This window comes from Bacillus sp. FSL P4-0290 (assembly GCF_037975435.1).
GTDB lineage: Bacteria > Bacillota > Bacilli > Bacillales > Bacillaceae > Bacillus > Bacillus subtilis.
This window is the reverse complement of sequence record NZ_CP150253.1, coordinates 878,967-893,749: the sequence shown is the minus strand read 5'-3', so window position 1 is coordinate 893,749 and position 14,783 is coordinate 878,967. Positions and strand designations below refer to the sequence as shown.

At 45.9% G+C, this 14,783-nt stretch carries 17 protein-coding genes; 7 read left to right on the top strand and 10 right to left on the bottom strand.

The annotated features are described in order from the left end of the window. Positions 1 to 46 precede the first annotated feature (46 nt). Complete coding sequence (locus MKY10_RS04540) at positions 47 to 316, bottom strand: YfhJ family protein (RefSeq protein WP_015252516.1); 270 nt, start codon at positions 314 to 316, stop codon at positions 47 to 49. 124 nt (positions 317 to 440) lie between these two features. Here MKY10_RS04540 and MKY10_RS04535 point away from each other — a divergent pair, with 124 nt between their 5' ends. After that, positions 441 to 593 (top strand): small, acid-soluble spore protein K, encoded by a 153-nt coding sequence (locus tag MKY10_RS04535; protein ID WP_003223241.1) that lies wholly within the window; start codon positions 441 to 443, stop codon positions 591 to 593. Positions 594 to 624: 31 nt separating this feature from the next. Here the strand turns inward: MKY10_RS04535 and MKY10_RS04530 are convergent, their stop codons facing one another. The 3 genes from MKY10_RS04530 to recX form a co-directional block, all read right to left on the bottom strand. Further along, a complete protein-coding gene (locus MKY10_RS04530) occupies positions 625 to 1,818 on the bottom strand; it encodes an MFS transporter (RefSeq protein WP_003243500.1) in 1,194 nt (397 codons plus the stop codon). Positions 1,819 to 1,960: 142 nt separating this feature from the next. Next, positions 1,961 to 2,275 (bottom strand): YfhH family protein, encoded by a 315-nt coding sequence (locus MKY10_RS04525; protein ID WP_003244592.1) that lies wholly within the window; start codon positions 2,273 to 2,275, stop codon positions 1,961 to 1,963. A 1-nt stretch (position 2,276) separates the two neighbouring features. Further along, complete coding sequence (recX, locus tag MKY10_RS04520; RefSeq protein WP_003243354.1) at positions 2,277 to 3,071, bottom strand: recombination regulator RecX; 795 nt, start codon at positions 3,069 to 3,071, stop codon at positions 2,277 to 2,279. Between the two features lie 88 nt (positions 3,072 to 3,159). Here recX and MKY10_RS04515 point away from each other — a divergent pair, with 88 nt between their 5' ends. The 3 genes from MKY10_RS04515 to MKY10_RS04505 all read left to right on the top strand — a co-directional run bounded on the left by MKY10_RS04515 (position 3,160) and on the right by MKY10_RS04505 (position 4,494). After that, a complete protein-coding gene (locus tag MKY10_RS04515) occupies positions 3,160 to 4,071 on the top strand; it encodes a TIGR01777 family oxidoreductase (protein WP_044052591.1) in 912 nt (303 codons plus the stop codon). Between the two features lie 54 nt (positions 4,072 to 4,125). Next, positions 4,126 to 4,236: a YfhE family protein gene (locus MKY10_RS04510; protein ID WP_003223230.1), complete on the top strand. Its 111-nt coding sequence runs from the start codon at positions 4,126 to 4,128 to the stop codon at positions 4,234 to 4,236. A gap of 66 nt (positions 4,237 to 4,302) precedes the next feature. Then, on the top strand, positions 4,303 to 4,494 hold the full coding sequence (locus MKY10_RS04505) for a YfhD family protein (protein WP_003233561.1): 192 nt from the start codon (positions 4,303 to 4,305) through the stop codon (positions 4,492 to 4,494). A 38-nt stretch (positions 4,495 to 4,532) separates the two neighbouring features. On the opposite strand, the gene MKY10_RS04500 is transcribed toward MKY10_RS04505, so the two are convergent. The 4 genes from MKY10_RS04500 to MKY10_RS04485 form a co-directional block, all read right to left on the bottom strand. After that, complete coding sequence (locus MKY10_RS04500) at positions 4,533 to 5,117, bottom strand: nitroreductase (RefSeq protein ID WP_046160214.1); 585 nt, start codon at positions 5,115 to 5,117, stop codon at positions 4,533 to 4,535. 87 nt (positions 5,118 to 5,204) lie between these two features. After that, positions 5,205 to 6,086 carry a PhzF family phenazine biosynthesis protein gene (locus MKY10_RS04495; protein WP_003242763.1) on the bottom strand — a complete coding sequence of 294 codons (882 nt, stop codon included), beginning with the start codon at positions 6,084 to 6,086 and terminating at the stop codon, positions 5,205 to 5,207. A gap of 114 nt (positions 6,087 to 6,200) precedes the next feature. Beyond that, positions 6,201 to 7,232: an iron ABC transporter permease gene (locus tag MKY10_RS04490; RefSeq protein ID WP_339226227.1), complete on the bottom strand. Its 1,032-nt coding sequence runs from the start codon at positions 7,230 to 7,232 to the stop codon at positions 6,201 to 6,203. Next, complete coding sequence (locus MKY10_RS04485) at positions 7,229 to 8,230, bottom strand: iron ABC transporter permease (protein ID WP_003233570.1); 1,002 nt, start codon at positions 8,228 to 8,230, stop codon at positions 7,229 to 7,231. Before MKY10_RS04485 ends, MKY10_RS04490 begins: the two co-directional genes overlap by 4 nt. Before the next feature lie 130 nt (positions 8,231 to 8,360). Here MKY10_RS04485 and MKY10_RS04480 point away from each other — a divergent pair, with 130 nt between their 5' ends. Continuing rightward, positions 8,361 to 9,338 (top strand): iron-siderophore ABC transporter substrate-binding protein, encoded by a 978-nt coding sequence (locus MKY10_RS04480; protein WP_339226225.1) that lies wholly within the window; start codon positions 8,361 to 8,363, stop codon positions 9,336 to 9,338. 18 nt (positions 9,339 to 9,356) lie between these two features. Here MKY10_RS04480 and mprF read toward each other — a convergent pair whose 3' ends face one another. Continuing rightward, on the bottom strand, positions 9,357 to 11,927 hold the full coding sequence (mprF, locus tag MKY10_RS04475; RefSeq protein WP_003233575.1) for a bifunctional lysylphosphatidylglycerol flippase/synthetase MprF: 2,571 nt from the start codon (positions 11,925 to 11,927) through the stop codon (positions 9,357 to 9,359). A 171-nt stretch (positions 11,928 to 12,098) separates the two neighbouring features. On the opposite strand from mprF, the gene MKY10_RS04470 reads away from it, so the two are divergent. Then, positions 12,099 to 12,581 carry a MarR family transcriptional regulator gene (locus MKY10_RS04470; protein WP_015252522.1) on the top strand — a complete coding sequence of 161 codons (483 nt, stop codon included), beginning with the start codon at positions 12,099 to 12,101 and terminating at the stop codon, positions 12,579 to 12,581. A 110-nt stretch (positions 12,582 to 12,691) separates the two neighbouring features. Then, on the top strand, positions 12,692 to 14,248 hold the full coding sequence (locus tag MKY10_RS04465; protein ID WP_069703956.1) for an MFS transporter: 1,557 nt from the start codon (positions 12,692 to 12,694) through the stop codon (positions 14,246 to 14,248). On the opposite strand, the gene bstA is transcribed toward MKY10_RS04465, so the two are convergent. Continuing rightward, positions 14,245 to 14,781, bottom strand: a complete 537-nt coding sequence (bstA, locus tag MKY10_RS04460) for a bacillithiol transferase BstA (protein WP_021481174.1) — start codon at positions 14,779 to 14,781, stop codon at positions 14,245 to 14,247. The genes MKY10_RS04465 and bstA overlap by 4 nt on opposite strands. Between the last annotated feature and the right edge of the window lie 2 nt (positions 14,782 to 14,783).

Below are 14,783 nucleotides of genomic sequence, written 5' to 3'. Positions count from 1 at the left end.
AATTTTAAGAAAATGAAAAAACCTGCCGGTCGTTAACGGCAGGTTTTTAGTGCAAAAGGCCTTTGCTTTGATTTAAGTAATCATTCACGTCGTTACGGGAGCTTTGAAAAAGGTGGAGCTGGCCACCATAGTTTTCAATCCATTGTGTGACGATTTTTTCAGTCATTTTTTCACCTTGATAGGCGTGTCCGGCTTTTGCATAGGTTGCTTCGAAATCGCTCCATAACAATTCCACCCACGTTTTTGCCTGTATATAGCTGATCATCTCGTTCTTTTCCAGAAGCAGATTAGTCAGTTTCTCAATGTACATATTCATGTGTGCAGTCTCCTTTCTTCAGGAAAAAAATAACGCTTTATTACGTGGTGTTCTCCATATACTAACCTTACGTCTTCATCTGGAAAGACGCAACTTTTTGATCTCGAACCTAGGGGGATATGACATGGTCCGAAATAAAGAAAAAGGATTTCCTTACGAAAACGAAAACAAATTTCAGGGTGAACCGAGAGCAAAGGACGACTATGCTTCAAAGCGTGCTGACGGATCAATCAATCAGCATCCTCAAGAAAGAATGAGAGCCTCAGGCAAACGGTAAAGAAGAACAGCTGCATACACTGCAGCTGTTTTTACCCTTTATTGACTTGATATTCGTAGACGCTCTTCTTTTCTGATAAGTGTGCGAAGGTAGAAAGCACAAGTCCGCATGCAGTCATAAGCGCACCTCCTGCAAACAGCCAGGAATAAGAGCCTGTTCCGTTTAAAATCATTCCGCCGATCCATGCACCAAGGGCATTGGCAAGGTTAAATGCTGATACGCTGACAGCTGCGGCAATGGTCGTGCCGCCCTCAGATGATGAAATGACCTTTGTTTGCAAAAGAGGCGGCGTGCCGAATGCGCATGCCCCGAATAGGAACGTTGCCACAATGGCTGCAGCCGGGTAAATGGCGATGTAAGGAAATACAGCCAGAACACCGATTAAACCGATCATTACGCCGATCATCGTCCGAGTCAGCAAAGGTAGCGGTACTTTTCCAGCAAAGAAATTCCCGGCAACGCCTCCCAATCCATACGCAAAGAGAGCACCTGTAATGCCAACCGTGCTGAATCCGGCTGAATGCCTCAAAATGGGTTCGATAAAGGTGTAGGCGATAAAGACACCGGAATAGCCTAAAATGGTAATCGCGAAGGAAAACAGCACTTGTTTGTGTTTAAAAACACCCCACTCATTCATAAGCATTGGGATCACTTTTGGTTTTCTGTTCGGCACGGCAGCCATAAGGCCTAAAAATCCGATGACACCAAGTGCCGTAATGATGGAAAACACCGCTCTCCAATTCAGGACATCTCCGAGATAAGAGCCGAATGGAACACCAAGCATTAGAGCCACTGTCAGTCCGCCGTTCATTGAAGCAGCAGCTGCAGCACGCTTTTCCGGCGGAACCATTTCACTTGCGAATACCATGGCAATCGCGAAGAAAGCGCCGTGAATGGACGCAGATAAAATTCTTGAAATGGCCAATACCGCAAAATTCGGCGCCAGTGCGCTCATCAGGTTGGAAAGGATAAATATCGCCATCAGCCCAAGAAGCACAGGCTTTCTCGGAAGCTTGACGGAAATGATGGTGACGAGCGGCCCTGTCAAACAAACGCTTGCCGCATAAGCCGTGACAAGAAGCCCTGCGGATGAAACCTGTATATGAAAGTCATTGGCAATCGACGTCAAAATACCCATCACCGCGTATTCTGTATAGCCGATTGAAAATGTACAAATCATAAGAACAAATATAATAAATTTTACAGATGGGTTTTTGATACTCAACGTCATCGCCTCCTTTGATTTTAAAAAACAACGAGTTTCATCTTAAAAGATTTTTCAAGTGAATTCAATGATTTTTTCTTTAAGAATTCGTGTAAATGTGCTGCAAACAAAAAGAGGCTGATCATCAGCCTCCTGTTACGCTTTATTCTTTTTCTTGCAATACTGAGATTGGCAGCGCTTCCTCTTGCTGAGGGGAAGAGGTCCTGTATCCCCATGCGAAAACGCCATTTAAATAACTGATGGTAAACTCGTCCTCAGTGTTTTCCACACGATATGTTTCTCCCGGTGAGTAATCTTCCGGGTTCAGCAAATATGCTTTTGCCATCGTAATTTTCCGTTCGAGCACTGCCAGTTCGTTTATGATTCCATGCTGTTCGGCTTTTCTTGCTTTTTCAGAAAGTAATGCGATTTCGGTATTGAGTTCATGCGGTGTCATTTGACTGTATCGTTTCTCCATTTCAGTACTCCTCTTCCTGCAGTAATTGCTCGATTAAATCGAGTGAGAATCCTTTGCGGAATAAAAATTGTTTGACCTTCATGGCGCTTTCATATGAGCCGTCATAGCGGTATTTTCTAAACGCTTTTTCCGCGTGAAGGCGCAGCGCTTCTTTCTCTGTGTCTTCATCATTTTCATATTCAATCTGATCCATCGCCGCGCTGATAACATCAAATGAGAAGCCCTTGCGCTGAAGCTGCAGCTGGGCGCGCTGTTTGAGTTCTTTCGTCGAAAGCTTTTTATCTTTTTTGAGAAGCTTTTCAACATGCTTGACCGCTTCTCTTGTCTGATCTTCAAAGGAAAAGGAACTTAGCGCCTCCTTAATTGTATCGTCATCAATTCCCTTCGCTCTTAGCTCTCTGAACAAAACATCAGGGCCTTTTCCGTTTGTTTTTTTGTGAGTGCTGACATAGGCTGCGGCAAATTCCTGGTCGTTTAAGTACTTGTAATCGTTAAGCCTATGGATGACTTCCGCAATGACGGGGGGCGAGGTTTCTTTTTTCTTTAAGTGGTCCTCGACCTCTTTCGTCGACCGCATTCGATAGGATAAAAAGTCAAGCGCACGGTTGAAGCCTTTCTTCACTTCATCGCCGTATTGAATCTCAATGATGTCAAGATCATCGAGTTCTTTTCCCTTCTTGAGCTCAAATTTCACGAGCACATCCGCGTCCACGCTGAAGGCGTATTTATCATCCAGAAAAATATTGAAGCGTTCCGTATTCTTTTTTTGCGTTGATATTTTTGTAATAAACGGCATCTTAATCTCCCTTCTCAGGCCTGAAACGCGTTTTCTTTTATTAAAATGAGGTAAAGTATATTTATTAGAACGATGAGGAGAGATGTTCATGAATATCGCAATGACGGGCGGAACCGGTTTTCTCGGCCAGCATCTGACAGGCGTTCTTACCCGCCAGGGACACCATGTTTATATTTTATCAAGAAACGCACGGGAAACTGAACAAAAAAATATGACATATGTCCAATGGCTGACGGAAGGAGCCGCCCCGGAGCAGGAACTTCCTCATATTGATGTCTGGATAAACCTTGCGGGAAAATCGATTTTTGGCCGCTGGACAAATAAAACAAAGCAGCACATTCTCTCCAGCCGTATCAATGCGACGCGTGAAGTGCAGCGGCTTATTCAGAAACAGAAGGAGAAGCCGAACACATTGATCCAAGCCAGTGCCGTGGGTATTTACGGCACTAGTCTTGAGAAAACCTTCACAGAGGATTCTGCAACGTCAGATGAGGATTTTCTCAGCCATACTGCACACCTGTGGGAAAAGGAAGGACAGCATATTGAGGCGATGGGCATCAGGACGGTTTATGCGAGATTTGGCGTGATGCTTGGAGAAAAAGGCGCTCTCCCGCTCATGATTCTCCCCTATAAGTTTCTGGCCGGCGGAACGATCGGAACGGGAAGGCAGTGGCTGTCATGGATTCATGTCGAGGATGCGGCCCAGATGATCCGATATGCGGTGGAAAACGCCGGCATCTCAGGCCCAATGAATGTCACCGCGCCCAATCCTGTGGACATGAAGCAATTCGGAAAAACGATTGCACGGGTGAAGCACCGCCCGCACTGGCTCCCCGTCCCGGAATTCTTTTTATCAAAAGCATTGGGTGAAATGAGTCTTTTGATTGTGAAAGGACAGCGCGCTCTTCCGAAAAAAGCGATAACCTCTGGATTTCGTTTTACATATTCGGATCTTGAATTTGCACTCTCACAGCTGATAGCGGACCGAAAGACTGTATAAAAACAGCAGGAAGCGTCAACCTTAAGAATAACATGGTTGAAGGAGGTCCTTTTTATGGAAAAAAAGAGGGAGAAGCACCAGCAAGGCGCCAACCTGAAAAAAATGCAGGAAGTTCTTTATTCAGGCGAATTTAAAAAAGCGGAAAAAGCTGCTAAGCGGAAGTAGGAATACATAGCCCCTTAAAACCAAATACTATATTTGTTTGATATCACTTTTTAGGGGGAATTTGATATGGGCAGAAATCATATCCACAAAAACCGTGATAAAAACAAACAAAAGCTTCCACAAGTTCCCGATGCATTAAAAAGGGAAACTGACGGCGTTTACGAAGAATATTCAACCGAGCTTGCTGATGCAGATGACCGCGAAGCGCAAGAGCGTGCGAAAGCAGCCGACAACAGAGCGAAAAAGAAATCTCGTTAATGAAAAACCCCTTGTCTCCGTTTGAGACAAGGGGCTTTTTACATTTCAGTAAACCGTTCGCGGATCGGTGTGCGTTTTTTCACTTCCGGCGCCTCGTCAGGATAACCTGTTTGTATGATGGCGGCGAAACGCTCATTATCCTGTAAACCAAAGGCCTGATGGACTTCTTTGTCATAAAGGATTTTTCCGCTTTTCCAAACCATGCCGATTCCTTTTTCCCAAGCGAGAAGCTGAAGATTTTGAATCAACGAGCTTGTTGCCGCAAAATCGTCGTCCCGCGCTCTTTCGTTTTCATCTTCCTGAAACACGACGAGGAGAAATCCCGGAACGCGCCCAAGTGTGTTTTTGAAATTTTGAAGCTTTTCCTCTGTCATATCCGGCTTGGATTTCTTAGAGAACGCTGCAAATGTATTAATGAGGTTCGCTTTACCTGTCTCACTGGAAACGTAAATAAATCTCCATGGCTCTGTCACTCTGTGATTTGGCGCATATTTTGCCGTTTCAAGCATGTCAAGAATGACTGCTGAAGGTACTGGCTCTTGTTTAAACTTTCGAATCGATCTTCTGCTGCGTATGATGTCCCGCAGTACTGAATGCTGATGTATTTGTTCGGTTTGAGGCATACCGTCTCACCTTCCTATGCAATTGAAAATGATTATCATTTCATAATGATAACGGAAAGTGCATCTTTTTGTAAACCATCATCCGTATTAGATTTTAAGAATACGGGTTTCTGAGTAAACGGCTGTTCCTGTCATGTTCACTTTCACATGGCCGCCGGCTTCGTTCATTTCGATCTCCACTTTTCCGTCTTTTCCAATTTCCTGCCCTTGTTCAATGATAAATTTATGCTGCTCGGCATTGCCATAATGTTTCATATAAGCCCCCATCACGCCGGATGCTGTGCCGGTCACGGGGTCTTCAATCGTTCCCGAATACGGGGATGAAAAGTGGCGCCCGTGCAGGTCGCTGTCGGGATGGACGGTTTCAAAGGTAAACGGATGGACTGAAGCTTTTGGCAGATCAACTAACACTTCCGGAAATTGTTTGTTATCTGGCACCATTTTTTTGGAAGCCTCCAATGATTTAAGCGGAACGATGGCTGTCCATATCCCAGTGCTGCCAAACACAATCGGAAGGTCTTCATGAAAATCTTCATCGGTGATACCCAGTGCGTCCGCAAGTTTTTTCCGATCGCCTGTAAATGGTTTGAATTGCGGAGAGGCCTGTTCAAGCGTGATATGAATGCGGCCATCTTTTTCAGAAATCTTCACAGGCAGGATACCCGCTTTCGTTTGGATGCTGTACGTTTTACCGCTCTCCAGCATTCCTTTCTCACATAATGCGTAAAGAGAAGCAACTGTCGCATGACCGCACAAATTCATTTCGTGTCCAGGGGTAAAGTAACGGAGTTCAAGATCGGCCGACTCGCTTTTTCGGATAAAGGAGGTTTCTGAATACCCGGCACGTTCAGCTATGATCTGCATCTCGTCTTCCGTATAATCGTCTCCCTGCAAAACGACGCCTGCGGGGTTTCCTTTGCCGGGACTGCTTGTAAATGCTTCATATTTTAATACCTCTGCTTCTTTCATTCATCTGCCGCCCTTTCTTTATCAATGTCTCTGTCAGTATAGCAAAAATAATTACGAATCTTCAGTCATTATCAAAAAAACCCATTTTCTTTTTTAAGAAAATGGGTGTAACGATCAAGAATTTCTTGTTTTATAGAGCAAATAAATAAAATAAGGTGCGCCGATAGCCGCTGTAAAGACGCCGGCCGGCACTTCCACCGGAGCAAATAAGGTTCTGCCGACGATATCAGCTGTTAAAACGAGCAGAGCCCCAATAAGTGCCGACGTTGGGAGCAGCGCGCCATAAGATGAGCCGACAAGCCGTCTTGCAATATGGGGCGCCATCAGCCCGACAAAACCGATTGTGCCGGCAACTGAAACTGCACAACCCGTAAGAGCCGTACTCAAAAGGAGCAAGAAAAAACGATTTCGCTGCACAGCGCTTCCTGCACCCGCCGCAATATCTTCACCCAGCACCTGTATATTCATATTTTTTAGCGCGACAAAACAAATGAATAAGAGAATGACAGATAAGATAATAGCTATTTTTACATGCTGCCAGTTTGACCCATAAACTGACCCAGTGATATACACATTGGCTTGTGATGCTCGGTAAATCGGGCCTTTGATCATCAACAGGGTAGTCATCGCCTGCGCCGACATTGAAAATCCGATTCCGATAAGCACCAGCCGAAATGTGGAGGCGCCATTTTTGTATGCCAGTAAATAGACGATGAGCCCGACAGCCGATGCGCCGATAAATGCGGCTGCTGGAAGCCATGACAGACTGATCGTAAGTGAACTGCTGCGGTCTGAGAAGAACATCATTAAAAGCACGACCGCTACCGCCGCTCCTCCTGTTATTCCGATAATATCCGGAGATGCGAGAGGGTTTCTGACGAGCCCCTGCAATATCGCGCCTGCCGCTGCCAAGTAGACACCGGCGCATAAAGCCGTCAAAATTCTTGGCATGCGGAACGACATGATCATCAGTTCATCCAGCTTGGAACCTGCACCAAAGAATGTTTTTGCTACATCCCAGGGAGGAATAAACCTTTGTCCGAGACCAGCGCTTATGATGAGTACAGCAGCTGTTAACCCCAGTAAAACCAAAAAGACGATCCATGCTTTCTTTTCAGCCGCAGTAACGCCAAAACGAAGTTTCATAGCTTCGCCCCCCTTCTTGCGATGTACACAAACACAGGCATTCCGATGATGGCGGTCATGACCCCGACAGGAACTTCCTGAGGCATAATGATATATCGCGCACCGATATCCGCGCAAACAAGCAAAATGGCACCCAAAACAGCGGAAAATGGCAGAACCCAGCGATAATCATTACCAACGACAAAGCGGGCAAAATGCGGAATAATGATGCCGATAAAAGAAATCGGCCCGGCAATGGCGACAGCGGACCCTGCAAGCATGACAACACAAAGCGCCATCACAAATTTCAGCAGGCCCGTTTTTTGGCCGAGTCCTTTTGCCACATCTTCTCCCATAACGAGGAGATTAATTTTTTGGCCGAGAAAGAAGCAGATTACCAGCGCTGCCGCTGCATATGGAAACATCGTCATCAACAGATCCAGACTCCGGCCCTGCACAGAGCCAGTCAGCCAAAAAAGCACCTGGGCAAGCTCGAGTTCGTTGACAGAAAGCAAGCCTTGTGTCAGAGAAGAAAACATGGCTGCCATGGCAGCTCCCGCCAGCGTCAGTTTGATTGGCGTCAGTCCTTCTCTTCCAAGCGAGCCTGCTGCATAGACGATCGCAGCGGTAAATGCTGCCCCAAGAAACGAGCTCCATACTAGCGCCTGAGGTGACTGAATATGCAGAAAAAACGATCCGGCAACAATAAAAAAACCTGCACCGGCGTTAATCCCGAAAATCCCCGGTGACGCAAGCGGATTTTTTGTGAGCGCCTGCATGAGAGCGCCCGCGGCTGCAAGCGAGGCGCCGACGACTGTCGCAACCAAAGCGCGCGGAAGCCTGACATCCTTGATGATGACATGCTCATTTGTTCCGTTGAAGGAAGTAAACGCCTGATAGACCTGTCTCCATGACGTACCTGTATAGCCATACACGACGCTTGCGCAGACAGCCGCCAGTAAAATGAAAATCAGACATACTAACACAATCCATTTTGAAGATGCTTTTTTGCAGATCATGATCTAATTCTCCTAGTTATTTACTATGCAATGTTTGTTTTTGAGAATAATCCTCAATTAGGGATTGACACTCTTAACACTGCTTATTATGATCTAAATGATAATGAATTTCAATATTGGGAGGAAAAAGATGAAAAAGCATATCAGCATGCTATTCGTATTTTTAATGGCCTTTATGGTACTTTCTGCCTGTAATAGTTCAGAAAGTTCAAGCAACAGCGAGGGGTCAAGCAGCAAAACAAGAACGGTCAAACATGCAATGGGGACATCAGACAACATCCCCGCCAATCCAAAACGGATTGTTGTTTTAACTAATGAAGGAACAGAGGCGCTCTTAGCGCTTGGCATTAAGCCGGTCGGAGCCGTAAAGTCATGGAAGGGCGACCCGTGGTATGACTATCTGAAAGATGACATGAAAGGTGTTAAAAACGTCGGTCTTGAAACGGAACCGAATGTGGAAGCCATTGCAGAATTAAAGCCTGATTTGATTATTGGAAACAAAGTGCGCCAGGAAAAAATTTATGATCAGTTAAATGCGATTGCGCCGACTGTTTTTGCTGAATCTTTGGCCGGGAACTGGAAGGATAACCTGACTCTATACGCCAACGCGGTGAATAAGGCGGACAAAGGCAAGGAAGTCATTGCCGATTTTGATAAACGTGTTTCTGATTTAAAAAACAAGCTGGGCGACCAGACAAACAAAACCGTTTCTGTCGTACGCTTTTTATCCGGTGAGTCAAGAATCTATTATACCGATTCATTTTCTGGGATTATTTTAGACCAGCTTGGCTTCAACCGCCCTGAAAAACAAGTGGAGCTGTTTAAGAAACAAAAGGACCAATTTACGTTCTCAACCGACAGTAAAGAATCTATTCCTGATATGGATGCTGATGTGCTGTTTTATTTCACTTATAAAGCCGATAATGCAAAAGAAAATGAAAAATGGGCCAATCAGTGGACAAGCAGTTCACTATGGAAAAACCTAAAGGCCGTGAAGTCAGGTAATGCACATGAAGTCGATGACGTCGTGTGGACAACCGCAGGCGGAATTAAAGCAGCAAACTATCTGCTTGATGATATTGAAACCTACTTCTTAAAAACGAAATAAAAAAAAGACTCCGTCTTATTAGACGGAGTCTTTTTTGCTTTTGCCAATCAGACGTGTAACGAGGAACATGGTGACAGAAAGAGATCTGTTTTTCCGATACGCTAAGTATTTCCCTCGCCACTCCGGTTTGTATTTTTCTTTAAAGGCTCTTAGGCCGCTGAAGCTGTACATGTATCTGACATTATTAAAAATGACAGCGGCAAACCTTTCGGACCAGAAGGATGTAAAGGCAGTGCCAACATTGGCCAAGGGTGCCATTCCCATATTAAAAGACGTGCAGCCCTCTTCCTTTGCCCATAAAAACATGCGGATGAACAATGCGTCCATAATGCCATTTGGAGCGTCGCCGCGATAGCGCATCAGATCAACCGATATCTCTCCTTCCTGGTACATCGGCATGACATTTGCGAATGCAACGATCTCTCCTTCTGCATTTTTCATATAGGCGATCGGCGCTTTCTGTAAATAGGAAGGATCAAAAAATCCGAGCGAGAATCCCTTCTCTTTTTTCGAGCCGAGCCATTCGTCTGAGATTTGCTTCAGCTCCTCCAAAAACGCATCAGAAAATGGGGGATGATCCACATGGAAAGTATACTCCTCCCGCTCAAAGCGGTTATTGATTGCCCGAAGGCCGGCTTTTTTCTTCCCAGTCAAGGTAAATGTATTTAAATCTACATATGCTTCCTCGCCCAATTTAAAGAAGTTGTAGCCAAAATCGTGATACAGCGCCATGTCCTCTCGTTCAATTTGATAGAACAAAACACTGAATCCCTTCTGATGCGCTTCGTTCAGAAATTCTTCCAGCACGAGCGGGAATGATTCTCTTTGGCCAGACGGATCGCCGAGCACGACCAGCCTTCTGGCGATTTTCCCAAACAGAAGCAGTGCATTCCCATCGCTGGAAAAATAAAACCGCTTATCTCCAAGAAAACCGAGATGGCTCAGCGCGTTGCCGCCTTTTTCATTAAGAAACGCAGCAAGACGCTCAGGGTCAGCTTGCTCTCCGATCGGTTTCGTTCTCTTATGATAGACCACTGTAAATATCAAGAAGAACAGCGGCACAATGATGATCGCCATGATGGTTGCATGTGTAATATGCGAGGTGCTGTGGACGAAATATTCGTGACGCAGCACCTTCTTCATCCGGTCCCAAATAAAGCCCGCGATCAGATTGTAGTTAAAGAGCGCCACAGTAAACAGCGCCACAGCGAATATCAATTGTCCCAGTGTATAGGATGCCTGTTCGCGGACAAATTGTTTTTTCAATAGCACAAGCAATACGATAATCATCGGCAGTACGAATATCGCGCTGATGTTAAGCCCTTTTAAAAAGCTGAACACAAAGCCGCCGACAAGCGCTGTAATGGCCATCGTGTAGGAACGTTTTGTCCGTTTATAAAGCTCGATCGGCAAAATTAGCAGAATGAGTGCTGAGCTTAAGGACAGGCCGTTGAACAGCAAAAGCGCCGGGCGCGGAATGTGCGGTATAACCGTCAGCCTGTCAATCGGCAAGGAAACTGAGGCCAAGACAATCAGACCTGCTACGAACACAATAAGGGAAAGCGAGCCTTGCAAAATTCTCACTAATACCGCACGCTGAACAACAAGCAGAACGTTTGTCGTCTCAATTGCCGGTGCGATGCGCGGGTTCGTTTCGAGCCGCTTCATTGTATTTTCCGTCAGGTCGCCTGCGGCAAAGAACAGTCCCAAGATAAATGGGATAAATGAATAGGCGAGCCTGTACAACACAATAGAAGTAACGATGGCCTCTTGATGATAGCCAAGCTGCTCCATCCCCAGCAAAAATAAAAGGTCAAACGAGCCGAAGCCGCCCGGCACGAGGCTGATCATTCCTCCGATCGCCGCAATGACGAACACCCCGAACACATACCTGATATCTGCATGAATGCCCATAGCGAACAAAGCAAAATAGATGACGGTCCCGGCCATGAGCCATTCAACAACTGAAGCTCCAATATATGCGAAAATCGGATTTTTCACTTTATCCGCATTCTCTTCGTCCCCAGCTTTGCGGTCTTTTATTTTGGACACCGCCAAAGACAGCGGCAATATCAGCGCAAAACCGATAACGACCGCCCATAGCCAAGGCTTTTCATGAATCACTTCATCCACTGGCAGCACTCTCGCAGCGACGAAAATGCTGAAAACAGATAATCCGAGCAGCATAGATGATGTGAGCCAGGCGATTCCTTTCACGAGTGCCTTATGGTCTTTCGTATGCTCCTTATAGAACATCATTCTTAACCCGACTCCGGCTAAACCGCCGAATCCCAACACATTATTAAATGAATTGGCGATCCAGGAAACCCTGAATACTTTTCCGTTTGTGATCGATAGGCGCAGTGAGTATTTCAGGACGTAATCATACAGCGACATGGCCGCAACAGCCAGCAAGCCGATCAACACAAGCATGAATAAGTCCGTTCGTTCCAGTCCGTTGATGACCATGAGCGTACGTTTGAATGACAGATTTGTCAGTTCTTTTTTCGATTGATAAATAACAAATAGCAAAACAGCAATAGGAAAAACGATTTTTAATATTGATAAAGCATTCTTTTTAATCAGCAATGGTCTCTCCAATCATATTCTAGTTCGATCCTCTCCCCCAATAATCTCCAACTCATTATACACTACCGTTATTTTTCGGACAAAGTCCCGCATGCGGTTTCTGCTCACTTTCTTTCAGGAGTGAAAATCGAGTAATATGGTAAGAGGAGTGAATGATGAGGAAGTGATGAAATGGAATATAATTTACACGATACAACAGTATTAAACGAAAACATTCTTTCATCGGAGGAACGGGAAATATGGGTGCTCTATATGAAAGTCTTAACGTCCGCCGGGCTCGGTGATGTGTCCGAGTGGATGAAACTGGATATGAGCATGCCGCAAATGAAGGTGCTGATGCTATTAAACAACCATGGAACATTGAAAGTGAGCGACATTGCTGAAAAAATGGGGGCTTCCCTGTCCAATACAACTGGGCTGCTTGACCGGCTTGAAAAATCAGGATTTGTCAAACGCTCACATTCTGAAGAGGACCGCCGCTCTGTAGTTGTTCAGTTGACAGAGAATGCGAAAAAGATTTTCCGGGGTTTGTATGAAAAGGGCCACCTGAAATTGAAGCGTTCATTAGAGCTGCTGTCCCCTGAAGAAAAGCAGGCTGTTTCCGAAGGGCTATCTATCCTTTCAAGAGCATTAGAGAATGCGAAAAAAGAATAAATCAGTAAGTCTGTCATCCGCAAACTGCGGGAGCAGGCTTTTTTTATTTGACATTTAGTTCATTTAAAATGAATAATATATTTCAAGTGAACTAAAAGGAGTTGACGAAAATGTCTGAAGCATTAACAGAGCAGAAAAGCCAAAAGTGGGCAATCAGCCTGTTTACGATTGGCGTGTTTATGGCTGCTTTAGATAACGGAATTATTTCGGCTGCTTTAACAACGATAAACGAGTCGTTTTCCGTTTCCCCTTCCTGGGGATCATGGGGCATTACCCTTTATACGCTCGGTCTTAGCGTCAGTGTGCCAATCGTCGGAAAACTTTCCGACCGCTACGGCAGAAAAAAACTCTTTCTCATTGAGGTTTGCCTGTTCGGACTTGGTTCTTTGCTTGTTGCTTTGAGCCAAAGCTTCCCGCTCTTTCTGATATCGCGGCTGATTCAGGCGCTTGGAGGCGGCGGGATTTTCATCATCGGCAGCTCTCACATTCTCGCGACCCTTCCAAAGGAAAAACAGGGGAAGGCGCTTGGGCTGCTTGGCGCAATGAACGGGATGGCCGCTGTGCTCGGGCCAAATATCGGAAGCTTTCTGCTTGATTGGACCGGGTCTTGGCATTGGCTATTTTTGATTAATTTGCCGATTGCCGTGCTATTGGTTGTTTTCGGCGCATATTTTATCGCGGAAACAAAAGCACCTGAAGCTAAGCGCCTCGACGCGGCCGGAATCTTCCTTCTGTCCCTGTCGATTTTAGCCGTGATGTACGGCATGACGAACCTTGACGGGGCAAATCTCTTACACAGCTTGGGGAATCCGGAGGTTTATGGATGTATTATTTTTGGCATGCTCTGTTTTGCAGCGCTTATCTCGTATGAAAAGAGAGTTGAAATGCGAGGAGGCGATCCCATTTTGGCGTATTCTCTGCTGCGAAACCATATGTTTCAGCGCACGCTTATCATCGGTTTGTTATCCGGGGGGCTCTTGGCGGCAGTCATTTTTATCCCGTCATATGTCGAACAGTATTTGGGTGTCCCTGCCGCAAAAGCAGGCTATTGGATGACACCGCTTGCGTTGGCTTCCGGAATCGGCGCTTGGCTTGGCGGAGCGCTTACCGACAAAAAAGGTCCTGTAAAAACCGTTATTCTTTCGGGAATCATCTCATGTGCGGGGTTTGCTTTATTTCCGCTCTGGGTGACGGAAAAATGGGAGTTTGTGATCGCAAGTGTGGCAGCTGGGATCGGTTTTGGTTTTCTGTTAGGCGCTCCGCTGAACGTCCTTGTATCAGAAGCGGCAAAAACAAATAAGGGTACAGCTCTTGGCACGCTTTCATTAGTAAGGCAAATTGGACTGACCTTGGCGCCTACTCTTTATGCAGGTTTTATCACAGCCGGGTTTGACCAAATAGGTGGTGAGATCAACAGCCGCTTATCGGACAGCGGACATTCAGAAAAGGCGATGCAGATGATTCCGGAGATCGACAGTTCTGATGTTTCTTCTTTACAAGAACAAATCGAACGCATTCCCGTTCCTGAAGTCAAAACCGCGATAAGCGACGCCATTCATGCGAGTGTCGCCAGCGGCTATGATCATTTATATGCAGCGGCTGCTGTGATCTCACTTCTAGTGATTGCTGCTATCAGTATTCCGGCTTTCCGCCGGCAAAAGCGTTAAGACCACCCCATCCGTCTGGAAAGCTCCGTAATATGAGCAATATGGTGATGTGAGTGCCAGACATACAGGCCGAGCGCGTTCTCCAGGGTAATGATCTCCTTTGTATCAGGGTGATAAAATCCGCGCTTAAATTGCTGATCCGTCAGGGTTCGGAGCAGAGCCGTCCATCTTCCGTGAAGCTCCTGCAAAAGCGCGAGTGAGCCGCTCGGATCTGCCGTTTTCGAGTCTTTTAGCTCCGACCATGCTTTTTCATCATACGGACGGATAGCCGGTGTCTCTTCCGTCAAGCTCAATTTAAAACGAATATAGCTGTTCATATGACTGTCAGCCAGATGATGAATAACTTGCCGAACGGTCCATCCACCGTCCCGGTATGGTGTGTCAAGCTGGCTGTCCGTCATGCCCTCTACAGCTTGCTTCAATTTTGCCGGCACTTCTTCAAGTACTTGAATCCATTTATCTTTTTGCTCCTTCGATATGGATTCCCTCGGCTTGTATTCTCCTATTGGGTAGCTTAAGTTGTCTGTTGTCATGC

Excerpts from the sequence above, each read along its gene's own strand:
- MKY10_RS04540 (WP_015252516.1), bottom strand. The coding sequence starts at position 316 with ATGAATATGTACATTGAGAAACTGACTAATCTGCTTCTGGAAAAGAAC.
- MKY10_RS04535 (WP_003223241.1), top strand. The coding sequence starts at position 441 with ATGGTCCGAAATAAAGAAAAAGGATTTCCTTACGAAAACGAAAACAAA.
- MKY10_RS04525 (WP_003244592.1), bottom strand. The coding sequence starts at position 2,275 with ATGGAGAAACGATACAGTCAAATGACACCGCATGAACTCAATACCGAA.
- recX (WP_003243354.1), bottom strand. The coding sequence starts at position 3,071 with ATGCCGTTTATTACAAAAATATCAACGCAAAAAAAGAATACGGAACGC.
- MKY10_RS04515 (WP_044052591.1), top strand. The coding sequence starts at position 3,160 with ATGAATATCGCAATGACGGGCGGAACCGGTTTTCTCGGCCAGCATCTG.
- MKY10_RS04510 (WP_003223230.1), top strand. The coding sequence starts at position 4,126 with ATGGAAAAAAAGAGGGAGAAGCACCAGCAAGGCGCCAACCTGAAAAAA.
- MKY10_RS04505 (WP_003233561.1), top strand. The coding sequence starts at position 4,303 with ATGGGCAGAAATCATATCCACAAAAACCGTGATAAAAACAAACAAAAG.
- MKY10_RS04500 (WP_046160214.1), bottom strand. The coding sequence starts at position 5,117 with ATGCCTCAAACCGAACAAATACATCAGCATTCAGTACTGCGGGACATC.
- MKY10_RS04495 (WP_003242763.1), bottom strand. The coding sequence starts at position 6,086 with ATGAAAGAAGCAGAGGTATTAAAATATGAAGCATTTACAAGCAGTCCC.
- MKY10_RS04490 (WP_339226227.1), bottom strand. The coding sequence starts at position 7,232 with ATGAAACTTCGTTTTGGCGTTACTGCGGCTGAAAAGAAAGCATGGATC.
- MKY10_RS04485 (WP_003233570.1), bottom strand. The coding sequence starts at position 8,230 with ATGATCTGCAAAAAAGCATCTTCAAAATGGATTGTGTTAGTATGTCTG.
- MKY10_RS04480 (WP_339226225.1), top strand. The coding sequence starts at position 8,361 with ATGAAAAAGCATATCAGCATGCTATTCGTATTTTTAATGGCCTTTATG.
- MKY10_RS04470 (WP_015252522.1), top strand. The coding sequence starts at position 12,099 with ATGGAATATAATTTACACGATACAACAGTATTAAACGAAAACATTCTT.
- MKY10_RS04465 (WP_069703956.1), top strand. The coding sequence starts at position 12,692 with ATGTCTGAAGCATTAACAGAGCAGAAAAGCCAAAAGTGGGCAATCAGC.
- bstA (WP_021481174.1), bottom strand. The coding sequence starts at position 14,781 with ATGACAACAGACAACTTAAGCTACCCAATAGGAGAATACAAGCCGAGG.